This window comes from Pseudomonas sp. GW822-FHT06D10 (assembly GCF_058799535.1).
Map to the genome: position 1 here is coordinate 276,564 of NZ_JBXALN010000003.1, position 17,889 is coordinate 294,452.

Below are 17,889 nucleotides of genomic sequence, written 5' to 3' on the forward strand. Positions count from 1 at the left end.
CTCCTACAGACTCAACTGCGTCCCTGCCAGCGCTAGCGCGAGCAAGCTCGCTCCTACAGGTCCGCGCGGCCCTGCCGCCCGTAGAAGCTGGCTTGCCAGCGAAGGGGCTACGGGTAAAGGCCGTCAGTCACCGGTGGCGACAGGCCGCTGCGCATCGGTGATCCACTCGCTCCACGAACCGGCATACAGCCTCCCCAGGGGGTAGCCGGCCAGGCTCAGGGCGAACAGGTTGTGGCAGGCGGTGACACCAGAGCCGCAATAGGCCACCAGTTGCTGCGGGTCACGCCCGGCCAGTTTCTGCGCGAAACGCTGCTTGAGCTGATCGGCCGGTAGAAAGCGCCCATCCTCCCCCAGGTTGTCGGTGAACACCGCGCATTGCGCCCCGGGAATATGCCCGGCCACCGGGTCGATGGGTTCCACGTCGCCACGAAAGCGCGGCAGGCCACGGGCATCCAGCAGGGTCAGGTCCGCCTGGCCCAGGCGCTTACCCAGGTGCTCGGCATCCAGCAGCAGGCTGTGATCAGGGTGCCCGACGAACTGCCCCGGCGCGTTTTCCGGGGCATCCAGGCTCAGCGGCAAGCCAGCGGCGTGCCAGGCTTTCAGGCCACCATCGAGAATGAAAACGCCGTCACGCTTGCCCAGCCAGGCCAGCAACCACCAGGCACGAGCGGCGTAGGCACCGGGACCGTCGTCATAGAGCACGATCTCGCTGTCGTTATCGATGCCCCAGGCCTGCAGGCGCGCCACCAACTGCGCGGGCTCCGGCAACGGATGCCGACCGGTCACGCCCTTGATCACCGGCGCGCTCAGATCCCGGTTCAGGTCCGCGAAATGCGCCCCGGCGATATGCCCGTCGGCGTAACTGCGCTGGCCGTAATCCGGGTCTTCCAGAGCAAAGCGACAATCCAGAATCACCAGGCCGGGCTGCTGTTTCTTCTGGTCCAGGGCAAGCGGGCTGATCAACTGCGCGAGGGGCATGGCGGGCTCCTGTGAATAAGTTGGAGGTTGATCCTACTGCACTTCTTCCAGAGCTTGGGCCAAGGGCACATAAAACTCTTCGAACAGGCCGTTGACCGCTTCCCGGGCCTGGTCGGTGACGAAACCGGCCTCCAGCACCAGCACCTGGTACACCCCGCGCTTGATGGCTTCTTCGCTCAGGTGCGTGGAGTTTTCCCGGGTCGTGCACAGAAAACGCACCCAGGAGGTGAGGATGATCCAGGCATTGAGGGTCAGGGATTCGATCTGCACCTTGTCCATGGCGACGATCCCGGCATCGACGAAACGCCCGTAGATGGCCATGCCCTGGATCAGGCAGCGCTGGGAAAAGCGTCGGTAGCGCGCAGCCAGCTCGGGGTCGCTGTCCAGCAGGTGTTCCAGGTCGCGGTGCAGGAAGCGATAGCGCCACATGGCCGCCAGCAGAGCCTGCAGGTAGTAGCGCTTGTCTTGCACGGTGACCGCGCGCCCGGGGGGCGGTCGAAGGAAGCTGTCCACCAGGCTTTCGTACTCGGCAAACAGCACGGCGATGATCGCCTGCTTGTTGGGGAAGTGGTAGTACAGGTTGCCCGGGGAAATCTCCATGTGCGCCGCAATATGGTTGGTGCTGACGTTACGCTCGCCCTGCTGGTTGAAGAGTTCGAGGCTGAACTGGACGATGCGTTCGCGGGTTTTTATGCGTGGGGCCATGGGCGTGGGCTTTAATCAGAAGGCTGGCGTGCATCTTACGTTCTATCCCCCCGGGGATAAATCGCCACCGGCGCAGGAGGGCAATTGACATTTTAGAGCATAAGCTCTAAAAAACTAGCCACCTTACAAAGACGGAGCCCGTCCATGTCTGCCGAAATCGCTTACCTGCAGGATTCCCTTCAGCAACAGGACGAGCTGCTTGAGCTGTTCGAAGCCCAGCGCCGGGCCTTTGCCGCCAACCCGATGCCCCCCGCAGCGCAACGCCAGCAATGGCTGAAGGCACTGCAGGAGCTGCTTAACAACGAGCGCCAGGCCCTGATCGATGCCATCAGCCAGGACTTCAGCAACCGCAGCGCCGACGAAACCCTGCTGGCCGAGCTGATGCCCAGCCTGCACGGCATCCACTACGCCAGCAAACACCTGAAGAAATGGATGAAGCCGTCCCGCCGCGCCGTGGGCCTGGCCTTCCAGCCGGCCTCGGCCAAGGTGGTCTACCAGCCCCTGGGGGTGGTCGGGATCATAGTGCCGTGGAACTACCCGCTGTACCTGTGCATGGGCCCGCTGGTGGGGGCGCTGGCCGCCGGCAACCGAGTGATGCTCAAGCTCAGTGAGTCCACACCCGCCACCGGGCAACTGCTCAAGCAACTGCTGGCCCGGGTCTTCCCCGAGGACCTGGTGTGCGTGGTGCTGGGCGAGGCCGAGGTGGGCATGGCGTTTTCCAAGCTGCGCTTCGACCACCTGCTGTTCACCGGCGCCACCAGCATCGGCAAGCACGTGATGCGCGCCGCCGCGGAAAACCTGACCCCGGTGACCCTGGAACTGGGCGGCAAATCCCCGGCCATCGTCTCCAGCACCGTGCCCCTCAAGGACGCGGCCGAACGCATCGCCTTCGGCAAGACCCTCAACGCCGGGCAGACCTGCGTCGCCCCGGACTACGTACTGGTACCGGAAGAGCGCGTAGGCGCCTTTGTCGAAGCCTATCGCCAGGTGGTGCGCGGTTTCTTCCCGACCCTGGCGGACAACCCCGACTACACCGCCATCATCAATCAGCGCCAACTGACGCGGCTCAACGGTTACCTGAGCGACGCCACCAGCAAGGGCGCGCTGCTGGTGCCACTGTTCGAGCAGAGCCAGGAACGCCGCCTGGGCCACAGCCTGCTGCTCAATGTCAGTGATGACATGACCGTGATGCAGGACGAGATCTTCGGCCCGATCCTGCCCATCGTGCCCTACCGGACCCTGGACCAGGCCTTCGCCTATATCACCCAGCGTCCGCGCCCGCTGGCGCTGTACTACTTCGGCTACGACAAGGCCGAGCAGCAACGGGTGCTCAACGAAACCCACTCCGGCGGCGTGTGCCTCAACGATACCCTGCTGCATGTGGCCCAGGACGACCTGCCGTTCGGCGGCATCGGCCCTTCCGGCATGGGCCACTACCACGGGCATGAAGGCTTCCTGACCTTCAGCAAGGCCAAGGGGGTGTTCATCAAGCAGCGGTTCAACGCCGCCCGCCTGATCTACCCGCCGTATGGCAAATCGATCCAGAAGCTCATCCAGAAGCTGTTCATTCGTTAACCAGTACAACGCCGGGTAATAACAACAATGACCCCTAGCCTGTCTGAAACACCCGCGCTGTCACGGCGCGGCCTGCTGAAAATCGGCCTCTGCGCCAGCGCGTTCCTGGCCACTGCCGGGCTCGGCGCCAGCCTCAGCGGTTGCTCCGCCAGCACGCCCGCCAGCGGTTTCACCATGCTGCGCAGCAATGACCTGCCGTTCCTGCGGGCGCTGATACCGGTGATGCTCGAAGGCGCCGTACCGGCGGACAAGATGCCCGCCGCCATCGAGGGCACCCTGGCCAACCTGGACAACGCCCTCAATCACCTGTCGACCGAGATGTTCAAGCTCACCCAGCAGCTGTTCGATGTACTGGGCATGGCGGTCACCCGCGGCCCGCTGACGGGGATCTGGGGCAGTTGGGAAAACGCCAGCGCGGATGACATCCGCAATTTCCTCAGCCGCTGGGAAAATAGCTTCCTGGCCCTGCTGCGCATGGGCCATGCCTCGTTGCTGCAACTGGTGATGATGGCCTGGTACACCCGGCCCGAATCCTGGGCCCATTGCGGTTATCCCGGGCCACCGAAGGTCTGACCGGCCTTTGTAGCCGCTGCCACAGGCTGCGAACGAGCGAGGCGCTCGCGGGGCACTGGGGGTTCGGCTGCAGATCGTCAAGCAAGGCCCTGGGGGCCTTTTCGCAGCTTCGCAGGCTCAGCAGCGTCTACAGTGGATGCGCGCCGAGCCATCAATAATAAGAGAGCACCCGATATGCCTGTACCTGATCTGTTCCGCGAAGGCCTGAATCGTGGCTGGAAAACCTACAACGGCTCGCAGCTGGAGCAGGACCTGACCCTGGAAGCCGATGTCGCCATCATCGGCAGCGGCGCCGGGGGCGGCACCACTGCCGAGATCCTCAGCGCCGCCGGCTACAAGGTGCTGCTGATCGAAGAAGGCCCGCTCAAGACCAGCGACGACTTCAAGATGCTCGAAGACCAGGCCTACACCAGCCTCTATCAGGAGGGCATCGGGCGCATGAGCAAGGATGGCGCCATCACCATCCTCCAGGGCCGCGCCGTGGGCGGCACTACCTTGATCAACTGGACGTCGAGCTTCCGCACGCCTGACCCGACCCTGGAGCACTGGGCCCGTGAGCACGGGGTGGTGGGCCACAGCTCGGCCGAAATGGCGCCCTGGTTCGAGAAAATGGAACAGCGCCTGGGCGTCGCGCCCTGGGTCATGCCGCCCAACGCCAACAACGACGTGATCCGCAAGGGCTGCGAAGCCCTGGGCTACAGCTGGCACGTGATTCCGCGCAACGTGCGCGGCTGCTGGAACCTGGGCTACTGCGGCCTGGGCTGCCCGACCAACGCCAAGCAGTCGATGCTGGTGACCACCATTCCGGCGACCCTGGAGAAAGGTGGCGAGCTGCTGTACCTGGCCCGGGCGGAGCGCCTGCAGATCAAGGACGACAAGGTCACCAGCCTGCAATGCCAGGCCATGGACGCCCGCTGCGTGGCCCCCACCGGGCGCACCATCACGGTCAAGGCCAAGCATTACGTGCTGGCCGGTGGCGGCATCAACAGCCCGGCCCTGCTGTTGCGTTCCGATGCGCCGGACCCGCATTCGCGGCTGGGCAAACGCACCTTCCTGCACCTGGTCAACTTCTCCGCCGGGCAGTTCGACGAGGTGATCAATCCGTTCTACGGCGCGCCGCAGTCGATCTATTCCGACCACTTCCAGTGGCAGGACGGCACCACCGGCAAGATGTCCTACAAACTTGAAGTGCCGCCCCTGCAGCCGGCCCTGGCCAGCACCCTGCTGGGCGGGTTCGGGCCGCAGAGCGGGCTGTCCATGGAGCAACTGCCCCACACCCACGCCATGCTTGCCCTGCTGCGGGACGGCTTTCACCCCGACAGCACCGGCGGCAACGTCGAACTGCGGGGTGACGGCACCCCGGTCCTCGACTATCAGGTTTCACCCTACGCCTGGGACGGACTGCGCCGGGCCTTCCACAGCATGGCGGAGATCCAGTTCGCCGGCGGCGCCAAGGCGGTCAAGCCGCTGCACAGCGATGCACGCTTCGCCAAGAGCCTCGACGAAGTGCGGGCGCAGATCGACGACCTGGACCTGGCCCTGTACCGCACCCGCCTGGGCAGTGCCCACGTGATGGGCGGTTGCGCCATGGGCGAAGATCCGAAAACCGCGGTCACCGACAGCCTCGGGCGCCACCATCAACTGCATAACCTGTCGGTCCACGACGGCTCGCTGTTTCCCACCAGCATCGGCGCCAACCCGCAGCTGTCGGTCTATGGGCTCACGGCGCAATTGGCCAGCGCCTTGGCGGAGCGCCTGAAATCAGTGTGAAAAAGCGGGATATTCTCGTCGTCTATAGTGCTTTCTTCCCTAAAAGGCGACTTGGCCGACCGGGAAGGCTGCGATACCATCCGACTCCCCAACGGATTCCCGCCAGGACGACGCGATGAACCGAGTGTTGTACCCAGGTACCTTCGACCCTATTACCAAGGGCCATGGCGATCTGGTCGAACGCGCCTCGCGCCTGTTCGACCATGTGATCATCGCCGTTGCCGCCAGCCCCAAGAAAAACCCGCTGTTCCCCCTGGAGCAGCGCGTGGAACTGGCGCGCGAGGTGACCAAGCATCTGCCCAACGTTGAAGTCGTCGGCTTCTCCACCCTGCTGGCGCATTTTGCCAAGGAGCAGAACGCCAATGTCTTCCTGCGCGGCCTGCGGGCGGTTTCGGACTTCGAATACGAATTCCAGCTGGCCAACATGAACCGCCAGTTGGCCCCGGACGTGGAAAGCCTGTTTCTCACCCCTTCGGAGCGCTACTCGTTCATTTCCTCGACCCTGGTCCGTGAAATCGCTGCCCTGGGCGGTGATATCACCAAGTTCGTGCACCCGGCGGTCGCCGACGCGCTGACCCTGCGCTTCAAGAAATAAGCCGCGCGGCCCCGCACCGGGGCCCTCGCCTGACGTCAGCCATCGCGCCCGCGTGCACTGTGGGCGTCAATACGGCACAATTGCGCGCATTCGTTTTTACATGCCCGGGCCTGCCGCCCAGGCCGGAGTACCCCATGTCCCTGATCATCACCGACGATTGCATCAACTGCGACGTCTGCGAACCCGAGTGCCCTAACGCGGCGATTTCCCAAGGCGAAGAGATCTACGTCATCGATCCGAACCTGTGCACCCAGTGCGTCGGCCACTACGACGAGCCGCAGTGCCAGCAGGTGTGCCCGGTGGATTGCATTCCGCTGGACGAAGCCCGCCCGGAAACCGAAGAAGAGTTGATGGCCAAGTACCGGAAGATCACCGGCAAGGCTTGAGTGATATGGCGCCCTTTCGGCTCCCACAAACACCTGTAGGAGCCGGCTTGCCGGCGAAGCTTCTCAGCTCTGGCAACGCGGGCAATAGACACTGGCCCGCTGGCCCAGCTTGATTTCCCGCAGCCCGGTGCCGCAGACCTTGCAGTTCTCCCCGCCACGTCCGTAGACGAACAGCTCCTGCTGGAAGTACCCAGGCTGGCCGTCGCCGCCGATAAAGTCGCGCAGGGTGGTACCGCCCCGCTCGATGGCCGCCGCCAGGATGCGTTTGATCTCGATCGCCAGCTGCAGATAGCGAGCCCGGGAAATGCCCTTGGCCTCACGACGCGGATCGATGCCCGCAGCGAACAGCGCCTCGGTCGCATAGATATTGCCCACCCCCACTACCACCGCGTTGTCCATGATGAACGGTTTGACCGCCATGGAACGTCCGCGGGACAGCTGATACAGGCGCTCGCCGTCGAACAGGTCGGTCAGCGGCTCGGGCCCCAGGCGCACCAGCAATTCGTGATTCAGCGGGTCGTGGCTCCAGAGCATGGCGCCAAAGCGCCGCGGATCGGTGTAGCGCAGGGCCAGGCCGGACTCCAGCTCGATATCCACATGTTCGTGCTTGGCCGCCGGCAGCCCGACCTCCACCAGACGCAGGTTGCCGGACATGCCCAGGTGGCTGATCAGGGTGCCGACCTCGGCATTGATCAAAAGGTATTTGGCCCGCCGCTCCACCAGCACAATGCGCTGCCCGGACAAGCGCACGTCCAGATCTTCGGGGATCGGCCAGCGCAAGCGCCGGTCACGGACGATGACCCGGCTGACCTTCTGGCCTTCCAGATGCGGCGCGATTCCGCGCCGGGTGGTTTCGACTTCCGGTAATTCAGGCATATGCGCCCCTGGTACTCATCGCGAAATGAACGATCAGTGTGCGCCCAGCTCGCGCACGGTTTCCTTGAGGTTCTCGAAGTCGTAGTCCGACAGGCCGACGTAATCGAGAATCAGGTGGCCGATGCTGTTCCACTCGTGGTCTTCCACCTGGTTGCCCAGCACCCGGTAGGACGCGCAGATGTGCTCGGCCATTTTCAGGATCGCCAGCAGATTCTTCAGTTGGCTGTTGCGCGAGGACTCGTCGCTGAAGATCGCCAGGGCGTTGTGGTGATTGGCGATGGCATTGGTCACATGTTCCGGCAAGCGCCAGGACTTGGCGGTGTAGTAACCCACCACCGCGTGGTTGGTATTGAAGGCACGGTTTTCCGTGTCCACCACCCGCTGCTCCGGGCCGGCGCTGCCGTAGGCCTCTTCCAGCACAGTCATGTAGTCGGGGAAGCGCTTGAGCATCAGCGGCACGCCGCAGTCATGGAACAGGCCCAGGGCATAGGCCTCGTCCACAGCCTGGGAGCCGGTGCGCTTGGCCAGGGTCAGGCAGGTCATGGCCACGTCCTGGGCGGTATCCCAGAAGCGGTTGAGGGTGACGATGGTTTCATCGCTCATCTCGCCCTTGATCGACTGCGCATTGATCAGGTTGATGATCGAACGGCTGCCCAGGAGATTCACCGCCCGCTGGATCGAAGCAATCTTGTTGCTCAGCCCGTAATACGGTGAATTGACGATCTTCAGCAGCGCGCCGGACAGGCCCGGGTCCTGGGAGATCAGCTTGGCGATCACCTCCAGATCGGGATCGGGCATGTACTGCTCCATCTGCAAATCCACCATGATTTGCGGTTGGGGCGGCACGCTGATGCCTTGCAGGGCCTGTTGAATCTGTTCGGCTGATAGCTCTTGGGACATAAGTACACGCTCTGGGTGAGCCGGGGATTCTAACCTCTAACACGGGAATGTTGGGCGACCGGACAGGAACTTTACCCAATGGTTGCGGCAAAGGGCTCCCGCCGCAGGTCCATTGGCCATCGCTTGCGCCCCGCGACGGGGTATAATCGCGCCCTTTTTTCCGGAGCGACGTCATGTCCCTGCCAAGCCTGCGCCTCAAAGCCAACGCCGATCGCCGCCTGCGCGCCGGCCACCTGTGGGTCTACAGCAACGAAATCGATGTAGCCGCCACCCCTCTGCACGGCTTCAAGGCAGGCGACCAGGCAGTGCTGGAAGCCGCCGGCGGCAAGCCCCTGGGCGTGGTCGCCATGAGCCCGAACAACCTGATCTGCGCCCGCCTGCTGTCGCGCGATGCCAAGCTGGCCCTGGACAAGTCGCTGCTGGTGCACCGCCTGAACGTGGCCCTGTCCCTGCGCGAGCGCCTGTTCGACAAACCGTTCTACCGCCTGGTATACGGCGACTCCGACCTGCTGCCGGGCCTGGTGGTCGATCGTTTCGGCGACATCCTGGTGGTACAGATCGCCTCCGCGACCATGGAAACCCACAAGGACGACATCATTGCCGCCCTGACCCAGGTGCTCAAGCCCAGCGGCATCCTGTTCAAGAACGACTCCGCCGCCCGTGACGCCGAAGGCCTGGGCCGCTACGTCGAAACCGTGTTCGGCCTGGTGCCGGAGTGGGTCGCCCTGGAAGAGAACGGCGTGAAGTTCGAAGCCCCGGTGATCCAGGGCCAGAAAACCGGCTGGTTCTACGACCACCGCATGAACCGTGCCCGCCTGGCGCCTTATGCCAAGGGCAAGCGCGTGCTGGACCTGTACAGCTACATCGGCGGCTGGGGCGTGCAGGCCGCGGCTTTCGGCGCCAGCGAAGTGTTCTGCGTCGACGCCTCGGCCTTCGCCCTCGACGGCGTGGAGCGCAACGCCGCGCTGAACGGCTTTGCCGAGAAAATGACCTGCATCGAAGGCGACGTCTTCGAAGCCCTGAAGGAACTCAAGGCCAGCGAAGAGCGCTTCGACGTGATCGTTGCCGACCCGCCCGCCTTCATCAAGCGCAAGAAAGACCTGAAGAACGGCGAAGGCGCCTACCGCCGCCTTAACGAGCAAGCCATGCGCCTGCTCAACAAGGACGGCATCCTGGTCAGCGCTTCGTGCTCGATGCACCTGCCCGAGGACGACCTGCAGAACATCCTCCTGACCAGCGCCCGCCACCTGGACCGCAACATCCAGCTGCTGGAGCGCGGCGGCCAGGGCCCGGATCACCCGGTACACCCGGCCATCCCGGAAACCCGCTACATCAAGAGCATCACCTGCCGCCTGCTGCCCAACAGCTGAGGCCGGGCCAATGGCCATTCCCGCCCAGCGCGGGATGGCCAGCACCTCCGATTGACTTTGCAAGGCCACGGCTGGAATCTCGTCCCCCTCTCAAGGATCGAGACTCCGCACCATGGGCCACTCCCCCGCCGCCGCGAAAAAGACATCGGCAATCATCCTGCTGATGACCATGACCCTGCTCGGGGTCTTTCCGCTGGATGTCATCCTCCCCTCGTTTCCAGCCCTGGCAGAGCGCTTCCAGACCTCCAGCGCCGATATCGCGCTGTCTATCAGCCTGTTCGCCATTGGCTTGTCGTTTTCCCTGATGGTGGTGGGACCGCTGTCAGACTCCCTGGGGCGAAAGAAGCTGCTGCTGGCAGGCATGGCTGTGGCCATCGCCGGGGCGCTCGGCTGCATCGCTGCAACGCAATACGGCTGGTTCCTGCTGTTTCGTGTGCTGCAGGCCATCGGCTGCGGCTGCTTCGTGCTGTCTCAGGCATTGGTGCAGGACATGTTCGCGGGCAAGGAGCAGGAACGCCTGCGCATCGCCCTGGTCACCGCCAGCGGCATCTTCATTTCCCTGTCACCGCTGCTGGGCACCTGGCTGCAGGCTCGACTGGGCTGGCAAGGCAGCTTCGAGGTGTTCGTCGGCCTCGGCCTGCTGGTCATCCTCAAGGCCTGTTTCCTGCTGGAAAACACGCCTGGTACGGCCTCGGCAAGCCAGCGCAATATCCTCACCGCCTACCGGCTGGTGTTTGCCGACCTTTCGTTCGTGGGCTACTGGCTGATCTCGGCTCTGGCCTTCGCCTGCCATTTTTCGTTCATTGTCACTTCACCGATCATTTTCATGGAGCAGTTGCAGCTCTCGTCCTACCAGTACTCCCTGGCGCTGCTGCTGTACGGTGCCGCCTACGTATTGGGCGGTGTGGGTGCCGGGGTGATGAACCGCTACCTGCGGGCCAGCCCCCAGATCGTCACCGGGCTGGGGCTGATCGCCCTGTCCGGCTTGCTGATGCTGCTGTTGCAACAGTTCGAGCCGTCCGTGACCACGGTTCTGGTGCCGATGATCGTCTGCACCGCCGGCACCACCATCACCCGCCCGGTGGCGACCTCGCGAGCCATGGGGATTTTCCCGCAGAACGCCGGAACCTCGGCCTCGGCGGGCAACATGCTGATCTTTATCAGCGGTGGCTTGATCAGCGGCTTCATCAACTTGAGCGCCAACAACCTGGTGACGGCCCTGGGCCTGTGCTTCCTGGTGCTGAGCGCTACCGCCCTGGGCCTGAACAGCCTGGCCAACCGTCGTTATCAGGGCGCTTGCGTCTGAAGATCGCGCAGGCGGCACAAATCCCTGAGGTACAGGATGCAGGAGAATGCCAGGGGGGGCCCGGTGAAGTAGCGCAGAGACATGAACCCACTCTTGAAGGGGTCCAGATGATGCTCGTGGGTCCAGAAATCGAACAACGCCTGCACCAGCCACGCAGCGCCAAGGGCCACCAGCATCCAGGCGCCTTCACCCAGCAGCCGTCGTTCAAAGCCGTCACGTCCCTGCAGCCAAGTGGCACTGAACAGCGTCATCAGCAGCAGGAGTACCACCACGCTGCAGATCACCCCATTGGTGAAGGGCAAATCACTGCACGCCTGCACCAGCACCGCCGTCGCGAGGGCCAACAGCAGGGCTGCTCGCCAGGTGCGCCACTGGCGGCGGCGCCCGGCCAGCAGTTGCACGAACCCGCCGCCCGTCAGCAGCGCAGCTCCCACCACGGCGATGGTACTGCCGGGCCAGTCGCTATAGAGCACCAGCCACATCAGCAGCAGCCCCTGCAGCAGGCCAATGCCCAGGTAGAACCTCAGGGATCGCATGTTTGCGGACATTCCAGCTCCATTGGAAGGTAATCGAAGGGCGGCGAGTCTAAACCAGGATGGCAGCGTCCGGTGATATCCAGGCAATCAATGCCACAGAGCGGCCTCGGCATTCCTTCCTGACGCCAGCGGTGTAGAATCGGCGAATTCATCGCCAGTCATCCCCCGGCGGGTTTATGAGCTCAGGCTGAGGCGCGCGGCGATCCCGCAGCGTCATCGGCAGCTTTCGGACACACGGCCATTTCTGAGTGTTCCCGAGGTCAATAGAAGCTCACTCCCCATTTGTTACCTGATTAGCCGCCCGGAGTGCTCCATGCCTGATTACCGCTCGAAAACATCCACCCATGGCCGCAACATGGCCGGTGCTCGCGCCCTGTGGCGCGCCACGGGGATGAAAGATGACGACTTCAAGAAGCCGATCATCGCCATTGCCAACTCCTTCACCCAGTTCGTCCCGGGGCACGTGCACCTGAAGGACCTGGGCCAACTGGTGGCCCGCGAGATCGAACGCGCCGGTGGCGTGGCCAAGGAATTCAACACCATCGCCGTGGACGACGGCATCGCCATGGGCCATGACGGCATGCTGTATTCCCTGCCGAGCCGCGAGATCATCGCCGACTCCGTGGAGTACATGGTCAACGCCCATTGCGCCGACGCCATCGTGTGCATTTCCAACTGCGACAAGATCACCCCCGGCATGCTGATGGCCGCCCTGCGCCTGAACATTCCGGTGATCTTCGTTTCCGGCGGCCCGATGGAAGCCGGCAAGACCAAGCTCGCCTCCCACGGCCTGGACCTGGTAGACGCCATGGTCATCGCCGCCGACTCCAGCGCTTCTGACGAGAAGGTTGCCGAGTACGAGCGCAGCGCCTGCCCGACCTGCGGTTCGTGCTCCGGCATGTTCACCGCCAACTCCATGAACTGCCTGACCGAAGCCCTGGGGCTCGCCCTGCCGGGCAACGGTTCCACCCTGGCCACCCACAGCGATCGCGAAGAGCTGTTCCTGCGGGCCGGGCGCACCATCGTCGAGCTGTGCCAGCGCTACTACGGCGACAACGACGAGTCGGTCCTGCCGCGCAACATCGCCAACTTCAAGGCGTTCGAGAACGCCATGACCCTGGACATCGCCATGGGCGGTTCCACCAACACCATCCTGCACCTGCTGGCCGCCGCCCAGGAAGCCGAGATCGACTTCGACCTGCGGGACATCGATCGCCTGTCGCGCCACGTGCCGCAGCTGTGCAAAGTGGCGCCGAACATCCAGAAGTACCACATGGAAGACGTGCACCGCGCCGGCGGCATCTTCAGCATCCTCGGCGAACTGGCCCGTGGCGGCCTGCTGCACACCGACCTGCCCACCGTGCACAGCAAGAGCATGGCCGAAGGCATCGCCCAGTGGGACATCACCCAGACCAGCGACGAAGCCGTGCATCACTTCTTCAAGGCCGGCCCGGCAGGCATCCCGACCCAGACGGCGTTCAGCCAGTCGACCCGTTGGGACAGCCTCGACGATGACCGTGAAAACGGCTGCATCCGCAGTGTCGAGCATGCCTACTCGAAAGAAGGCGGCCTGGCCGTGCTCTACGGCAACATCGCCCTGGACGGCTGCGTGGTGAAGACCGCCGGTGTCGACGAGTCGATCCATGTCTTCGAAGGCAACGCCAAGATCTTCGAGAGCCAGGACAGCGCGGTGCGCGGCATCCTCGCCGACGAAGTGAAGGAAGGCGATATCGTGATCATCCGTTACGAAGGCCCGAAAGGCGGCCCGGGCATGCAGGAAATGCTCTATCCGACCTCCTACCTGAAGTCCAAGGGCCTGGGCAAAGCCTGCGCCCTGCTCACCGACGGCCGCTTCTCCGGCGGTACTTCGGGCCTGTCCATCGGCCACGCCTCGCCAGAAGCGGCAGCCGGCGGCGCCATCGGCCTGGTGCAGGATGGCGACAAGGTACTGATCGACATTCCCAACCGCTCGATCAACCTGTTGGTCAGCGATGAGGAACTGGCGGCCCGCCGTGTCGAGCAGGACAAGAAAGGCTGGAAACCGGTGGAAGCACGCCCACGCAAGGTGACCACCGCGCTGAAGGCCTACGCCCTGCTGGCCACCAGCGCCGACAAGGGTGCGGTGCGCAACAAGGCCATGCTCGACGGCCTGTGATCATCGCCTGCCAATGAAAATGCCCCGCCAAGTGCGGGGCTTTTTTTTGACCTTGCCGGCGCTTGCGCTGGCAGCCTGGCCCCGTAGGAGCCGGCTTGCCGGCGAAGGCAGCTTTGAACCTTGCATCGCCCTCGACCGCGCCTTCGCTGGCAAGCCAGCTCCTACAGCAGCATTCAAGGTGGTGGCGCCGCCGCTGAAGCGGTGCCGGGAGCTCAAGGCATGCGTTCGCCCAATTGCCCGCGCAGGAAGCGATACAAGCCATCGGCGCTCTTGCGGTAACCATCGGCGGTCAGGTGGATCAGGTCGTTGCGGGCCAGGTCGCTGCTCTGCCATTTGCTGATGGAGCAGTCCCCCCCCATGAACGCCTGCCAGTCCCAGAACAGGGTGCGACTGTTCTTCGCCACGTCCTTCTGGATCTGGATGATCTGCCGCAACGGCTGGGGTTGGGAGGCCGCGCAGCTGCCAGCATTGCGGCGCTTGATGGAATCCGGCGGCCCCACCAGCAAAATCACGGTCTTGGGCAGGTTCTTGCGCAACAGCGCGACCTTCTGCTGCAACTGGCTGCGGTAGAGCTGCAGATCCAGGTCGTCGTCGAAGGCTTCGTTGGTGCCGTAGGCCAGCACCACCATGTCCGGGCGCAGGGCCTTGAGGGCTTCCAGCCAGCCGGGCTGCCACTTGTCCAGCACGTCCAGGCGCGCGCCGTTGATCCCCAGGGCGGAATAGATCACCCCGGCACTCTTCTGCCCGAGGATGTTCCAGCCGCCCAGGGCCAGGCCCTGGTTATTGGCCACGTTCAGGTCCAGGGGCAGGGTCAGGTTGTTGAACGGCGGGCTGAAGCGCCATTGCCCCCCCGTAGCGGCCAGCATGCGGCTGCTTTTGTTGAGGTTGTCCCGGGCGGTCAGGGTGCTGTTGCTGGACGCCTGGTACAGCGCGGAAATCCGGTACTGCTGGTTGCTCGGCTGGCGTTCGGCGATATGCACCCGCGCGCCTGGGGTCAGGGGCAGCGACAGGTAGCCGCCCAGGGGAAACTGGTTGCTCTGCTGGTTGCGTGCCGATACCAGGGACCACTGGCGCTTGGCGGCACCGAGAATCACCCGCTCATAGCGGGTGCCGGGCACTGGCGTGGCTGCCACGAAACCGATGCCGCCATCGCCGTATTGCGCCTGCAGCAGGCGCCGCACCTCACCGCTGAACAGGTCGGCGGCGGTGTGGGAGTCGCCCAGTTGCACAATGGTGATGGGGGTGCGGTTGGAAGTGCTGAATTTGCGTGCCAGCAGCGCCAGGTTCGGGTCGGTCCCGGTGGTCAGGACTTTTTTCGCCGTCATCCCGGACTTGGCCAGCGCCGAAGCGGGAGTGGCCTGGACCTCGGTGGTCGGGCTGCAACTGCTCAGCAAGGTGATGCCCAGCAACAGCGCAATGCCTTGCAGTCGCCCCATAGTCAGTGCTCCGTCAATTGTTGGCTGGGAAAGTTGATCAGCGAGATCACACGCTCAGCGATCAGCTTCTGCCCAGTAGTGGTGAAATGGATACCGTCGTCGACCCGGGTCTTGACCTTCTTGCCATCGCCGGTGGTGCGGTAATAGGAGAATTCGTCGCTCTGGTAACCGAGAATCTCGTTGGCCGAGACGTAGTGCTGGTGGTACTGCTCGATCTGGCCCTTGTACAGCTGGCTCAGGTAGGCCATGGCTGTAGACAGCTTGGGCTTCTCCATGTTCGGCGGCCCGACCCAGATCACCTGCACATTATGCGCCTGGGCGGTGTCGAGGATCGAATCGATGCGCTGGCGATAGGCTTCTTCCCAGTCCGGGGTCTTGAAGCGCAGGAACGGCTTGCCCTTGACCACCGGCATGTCCCAGGGGTCGTTGGGGCCGAGGAAAATCACCATCAGGCGAATGTTGGGGTTGCTGGCCAGGGTGCTTTCAACCGTCTTGGGCCAGTTGAAGAAGCTCGGGTAGGCAAGGCCGGTGCTCTGCTTGCTGAGGTTCAGGCTCTTGACGTTGTAGCGTTTGCGCAAGGTGTTGGCCATGTGTGGCGCCACGCCCTGCATTAGGGAATCACCGACGAAGAACACTTCATCCCCGGTGGCCAGGCTGGCCATCAGCGGCGTGGTTGCCCCCGGCTCGACCTTAGGCGGATGGCTGACCACCGGGGCCACGGCCACCGGCTGCGGGTGCACTGCAGCCGACGCCTGCGGAGCGGGATGCACGGGGGCCGGATGCACCGGCGCAGCATGGGCGGTCGCAACCGGCGCAGGTACGGGCGCAGGCTCCTCGGCCAGCGTCGGCAAAGGAGGCAGCTCTTGCTCCGCGGCGGCCTCGGCCACCATCACCTGGCCGGTAAAGCTGCCGACAAAGGCCACCCGGGCATTTTCCAGGGCCTGGTTGAGTTGCGCGCCAAAGCGCCACTGCGGGTTCTGCGACAACCCGGGGACCTCGCAGTCGTCGTGGTACTTCTGCTGGCAGTAGAGGCGGATCGACTGCTGGTTGAACCACACCAGCAGCAGGCTGGTGACCACCAGGGCGTAGAAGACCTTGGCCGCGCTACCGAGGCTGATCGACAAGGGCGAACGGTTAGAAACTGGCATAGATGAACCCCGGCACGCCCGACGGAGAGGCGAAGATGACCACGCAGATAAACAGCCCCAGCGGCACTGGATAGAACAGCCACGGCAAACCGGTGGCAGCATCGAACAGGCGGCGCAGCAGCGCCACGATCCGTGGGTAGAAGGCCACGAACAGAAGGCAGCCCAGCAGGCTGGCGCCGCCGCCGAGCAGGCCGCCCAAGGACAGCTCGCCCAGGCCCTTGAGCATGTCCATGGCATCGGACAGGGTCGCGCAGCGGAAGAAGATCCAGGCGAACGCCACATAGTGGAAGGTCAGCAGCCGCGCCATGAGGTCGGCGCCGATCCAGCTCGGGCCCCGGGCCAGCAGCGGGCTGCACAGCTTGTACAGGGCCAGGCCGATACCGTGCAGCGCGCCCCAGATGATGAAGTTGGCGCTGGCGCCGTGCCACAGGCCGGAAATCAGCATCGCCAGCAGCATGTTCAGGTTGCCGCGCCACACCGGGCCACGGTTGCCCCCCAGGGGGATGTACACATAGTCCCGGATGAAGGTCGACAGGCTGATGTGCCAGCGGCCCCAGAATTCCTTGAGGTTGCGCGCCGCGTAGGGGTAGTTGAAGTTCTGCGGCAGGCGGAAGCCCAGCAGCAGGGCGATGCCCGTCACCAGGTCGGTGTAGCCGCTGAAGTTGAAGTAGATCAGGAACGAATAACCGTAGACCGCACGCAGGATCTGCTCGGCAGAATAGGCCACCGGGCTGTCGAATACCGGGTCGACCCATTCGTTGGCCAGCCAGGAACTGAGGAAGAACAGCTTGACCACCGCCACCGCGATCAGGCCCAAGGCGCGCTGCGGCTCCAGCACCTCGCGCAACTGCGGCGGGTTGATCTGCGCCAGCATGGGAATCGCCCGGTTCACCGGACCGGCGATCAGGCTGGGGAAGAAGGCCAGGTACAGCGCCAGGTCGAAGGGCGAGCCGGGGGTCAGCTCACGGCGGTTGATCGACACCAGGTAACTGACCGAGTGGAAGGCATAGAACGACAGCCCCACCGGCAGCAGCACCTCCAGCAGCGGTAGCGACACCTCGACACCGAACTGGGCGAAGGCGTTCTGCACCGTACTGGTGAAGAAATCCTGATACTTGAACAGGTAGAACGCCCCGAGCACCAGCAGCAGCATCAGTCCGTTGACCCAGCCGCGCCCGGGGTAACGCTGGCTCAACAGGCCGAGCAGGTACACCAGGGCCGTGTAGCCCAGCAGGATGTAGAGGAAGTTCAGGCTGAAGCTGGCAAGGATCGCGTAACTGGCGACCAGCAGCAGGACGTTCTGCAAGCGCAGGCTGAAGCCCAGGCCCCAGTACAGAACGAAGAACAGGATGAAGCAGAGGCCGAATTCGATCGAGAGATAGCTCACAACGTAGTCCATTACGTGCAGTCGGGGACAAACCCGGCACAAGGGAGAGCAGGCGGGGGGATGGGAAACGGACGCGATTATGGCAGAGGGGGTTTGGCAGTCACAAGTTGAAACATTCTCCGCCTATAGCGGACGCCGGCTCCGCATCGAACGACAGACACCCCTTGCAGGAGCTGGCTTGCCAGCGAAGGCG

Annotated in this window: 16 protein-coding genes; 8 read left to right on the forward strand and 8 right to left on the reverse strand. The window is 63.9% G+C overall.

Translation table 11 applies throughout. The annotated features are described in order from the left end of the window. Positions 1-123 precede the first annotated feature (123 nt). Positions 124-978, reverse strand: a complete 855-nt coding sequence (locus tag AC1RL5_RS11185; protein ID WP_492589346.1) for a sulfurtransferase — start codon at positions 976-978, stop codon at positions 124-126. Positions 979-1,011: 33 nt separating this feature from the next. Further along, entirely contained in the window at positions 1,012-1,683 is a 672-nt protein-coding gene (locus tag AC1RL5_RS11190) for a TetR/AcrR family transcriptional regulator (RefSeq protein WP_011064038.1), read from the reverse strand. Positions 1,684-1,782: 99 nt separating this feature from the next. Here AC1RL5_RS11190 and AC1RL5_RS11195 point away from each other — a divergent pair, with 99 nt between their 5' ends. The 5 genes from AC1RL5_RS11195 to AC1RL5_RS11215 all read left to right on the forward strand — a co-directional run bounded on the left by AC1RL5_RS11195 (position 1,783) and on the right by AC1RL5_RS11215 (position 6,582). Next, positions 1,783-3,258 (forward strand): coniferyl aldehyde dehydrogenase, encoded by a 1,476-nt coding sequence (locus AC1RL5_RS11195; protein ID WP_225369017.1) that lies wholly within the window; start codon positions 1,783-1,785, stop codon positions 3,256-3,258. 27 nt (positions 3,259-3,285) lie between these two features. Further along, positions 3,286-3,831 carry a hypothetical protein gene (locus AC1RL5_RS11200; protein WP_011064040.1) on the forward strand — a complete coding sequence of 182 codons (546 nt, stop codon included), beginning with the start codon at positions 3,286-3,288 and terminating at the stop codon, positions 3,829-3,831. Between the two features lie 174 nt (positions 3,832-4,005). Continuing rightward, a complete protein-coding gene (locus AC1RL5_RS11205; protein WP_492589345.1) occupies positions 4,006-5,601 on the forward strand; it encodes a GMC family oxidoreductase in 1,596 nt (531 codons plus the stop codon). Positions 5,602-5,716: 115 nt separating this feature from the next. After that, the gene (coaD, locus tag AC1RL5_RS11210) at positions 5,717-6,196 is read left to right on the forward strand and encodes a pantetheine-phosphate adenylyltransferase (protein ID WP_003176711.1); all 480 of its coding nucleotides are present in this window, start codon (positions 5,717-5,719) and stop codon (positions 6,194-6,196) included. 134 nt (positions 6,197-6,330) lie between these two features. Further along, the gene (locus tag AC1RL5_RS11215; RefSeq protein WP_011064042.1) at positions 6,331-6,582 is read left to right on the forward strand and encodes a YfhL family 4Fe-4S dicluster ferredoxin; all 252 of its coding nucleotides are present in this window, start codon (positions 6,331-6,333) and stop codon (positions 6,580-6,582) included. A 63-nt stretch (positions 6,583-6,645) separates the two neighbouring features. Here the strand turns inward: AC1RL5_RS11215 and mutM are convergent, their stop codons facing one another. Both mutM and AC1RL5_RS11225 read right to left on the reverse strand, forming a co-directional pair. After that, the gene (gene mutM, locus AC1RL5_RS11220) at positions 6,646-7,458 is read right to left on the reverse strand and encodes a bifunctional DNA-formamidopyrimidine glycosylase/DNA-(apurinic or apyrimidinic site) lyase (protein WP_492589344.1); all 813 of its coding nucleotides are present in this window, start codon (positions 7,456-7,458) and stop codon (positions 6,646-6,648) included. A gap of 33 nt (positions 7,459-7,491) precedes the next feature. After that, a complete protein-coding gene (locus AC1RL5_RS11225; RefSeq protein ID WP_162865006.1) occupies positions 7,492-8,304 on the reverse strand; it encodes an HDOD domain-containing protein in 813 nt (270 codons plus the stop codon). Positions 8,305-8,531: 227 nt separating this feature from the next. Between AC1RL5_RS11225 and AC1RL5_RS11230 the strand changes: the two genes are divergently transcribed. Continuing rightward, on the forward strand, positions 8,532-9,728 hold the full coding sequence (locus tag AC1RL5_RS11230) for a class I SAM-dependent rRNA methyltransferase (RefSeq protein WP_011064045.1): 1,197 nt from the start codon (positions 8,532-8,534) through the stop codon (positions 9,726-9,728). Between the two features lie 112 nt (positions 9,729-9,840). After that, entirely contained in the window at positions 9,841-11,034 is a 1,194-nt protein-coding gene (locus AC1RL5_RS11235; protein WP_072451811.1) for an MFS transporter, read from the forward strand. On the opposite strand, the gene AC1RL5_RS11240 is transcribed toward AC1RL5_RS11235, so the two are convergent. Beyond that, positions 11,016-11,582: a hypothetical protein gene (locus tag AC1RL5_RS11240; protein WP_072451812.1), complete on the reverse strand. Its 567-nt coding sequence runs from the start codon at positions 11,580-11,582 to the stop codon at positions 11,016-11,018. The genes AC1RL5_RS11235 and AC1RL5_RS11240 overlap by 19 nt on opposite strands. A 301-nt stretch (positions 11,583-11,883) precedes the next feature. On the opposite strand from AC1RL5_RS11240, the gene ilvD reads away from it, so the two are divergent. Then, entirely contained in the window at positions 11,884-13,725 is a 1,842-nt protein-coding gene (ilvD, locus tag AC1RL5_RS11245) for a dihydroxy-acid dehydratase (RefSeq protein WP_019095304.1), read from the forward strand. Positions 13,726-13,937: 212 nt separating this feature from the next. On the opposite strand, the gene AC1RL5_RS11250 is transcribed toward ilvD, so the two are convergent. The 3 genes from AC1RL5_RS11250 to AC1RL5_RS11260 are packed head-to-tail and all read right to left on the reverse strand — an operon-like array spanning position 13,938 to position 17,696. Further along, positions 13,938-15,161, reverse strand: coding sequence for an SGNH/GDSL hydrolase family protein (locus AC1RL5_RS11250; protein ID WP_093405350.1), 1,224 nt, complete (start codon positions 15,159-15,161; stop codon positions 13,938-13,940). A 2-nt stretch (positions 15,162-15,163) separates the two neighbouring features. Beyond that, positions 15,164-16,309 (reverse strand): SGNH/GDSL hydrolase family protein, encoded by a 1,146-nt coding sequence (locus AC1RL5_RS11255; RefSeq protein WP_065365080.1) that lies wholly within the window; start codon positions 16,307-16,309, stop codon positions 15,164-15,166. Next, positions 16,296-17,696 (reverse strand): MBOAT family O-acyltransferase, encoded by a 1,401-nt coding sequence (locus AC1RL5_RS11260; protein ID WP_072451814.1) that lies wholly within the window; start codon positions 17,694-17,696, stop codon positions 16,296-16,298. Before AC1RL5_RS11260 ends, AC1RL5_RS11255 begins: the two co-directional genes overlap by 14 nt. Positions 17,697-17,889 lie beyond the last annotated feature (193 nt).

Excerpts from the sequence above, each read along its gene's own strand:
- AC1RL5_RS11185 (WP_492589346.1), bottom strand. The coding sequence starts at position 978 with ATGCCCCTCGCGCAGTTGATCAGCCCGCTTGCCCTGGACCAGAAGAAA.
- AC1RL5_RS11190 (WP_011064038.1), bottom strand. The coding sequence starts at position 1,683 with ATGGCCCCACGCATAAAAACCCGCGAACGCATCGTCCAGTTCAGCCTC.
- AC1RL5_RS11200 (WP_011064040.1), top strand. The coding sequence starts at position 3,286 with ATGACCCCTAGCCTGTCTGAAACACCCGCGCTGTCACGGCGCGGCCTG.
- AC1RL5_RS11205 (WP_492589345.1), top strand. The coding sequence starts at position 4,006 with ATGCCTGTACCTGATCTGTTCCGCGAAGGCCTGAATCGTGGCTGGAAA.
- coaD (WP_003176711.1), top strand. The coding sequence starts at position 5,717 with ATGAACCGAGTGTTGTACCCAGGTACCTTCGACCCTATTACCAAGGGC.
- AC1RL5_RS11215 (WP_011064042.1), top strand. The coding sequence starts at position 6,331 with ATGTCCCTGATCATCACCGACGATTGCATCAACTGCGACGTCTGCGAA.
- mutM (WP_492589344.1), bottom strand. The coding sequence starts at position 7,458 with ATGCCTGAATTACCGGAAGTCGAAACCACCCGGCGCGGAATCGCGCCG.
- AC1RL5_RS11230 (WP_011064045.1), top strand. The coding sequence starts at position 8,532 with ATGTCCCTGCCAAGCCTGCGCCTCAAAGCCAACGCCGATCGCCGCCTG.
- AC1RL5_RS11235 (WP_072451811.1), top strand. The coding sequence starts at position 9,841 with ATGGGCCACTCCCCCGCCGCCGCGAAAAAGACATCGGCAATCATCCTG.
- AC1RL5_RS11240 (WP_072451812.1), bottom strand. The coding sequence starts at position 11,582 with ATGTCCGCAAACATGCGATCCCTGAGGTTCTACCTGGGCATTGGCCTG.
- ilvD (WP_019095304.1), top strand. The coding sequence starts at position 11,884 with ATGCCTGATTACCGCTCGAAAACATCCACCCATGGCCGCAACATGGCC.
- AC1RL5_RS11250 (WP_093405350.1), bottom strand. The coding sequence starts at position 15,161 with ATGGGGCGACTGCAAGGCATTGCGCTGTTGCTGGGCATCACCTTGCTG.
- AC1RL5_RS11255 (WP_065365080.1), bottom strand. The coding sequence starts at position 16,309 with ATGCCAGTTTCTAACCGTTCGCCCTTGTCGATCAGCCTCGGTAGCGCG.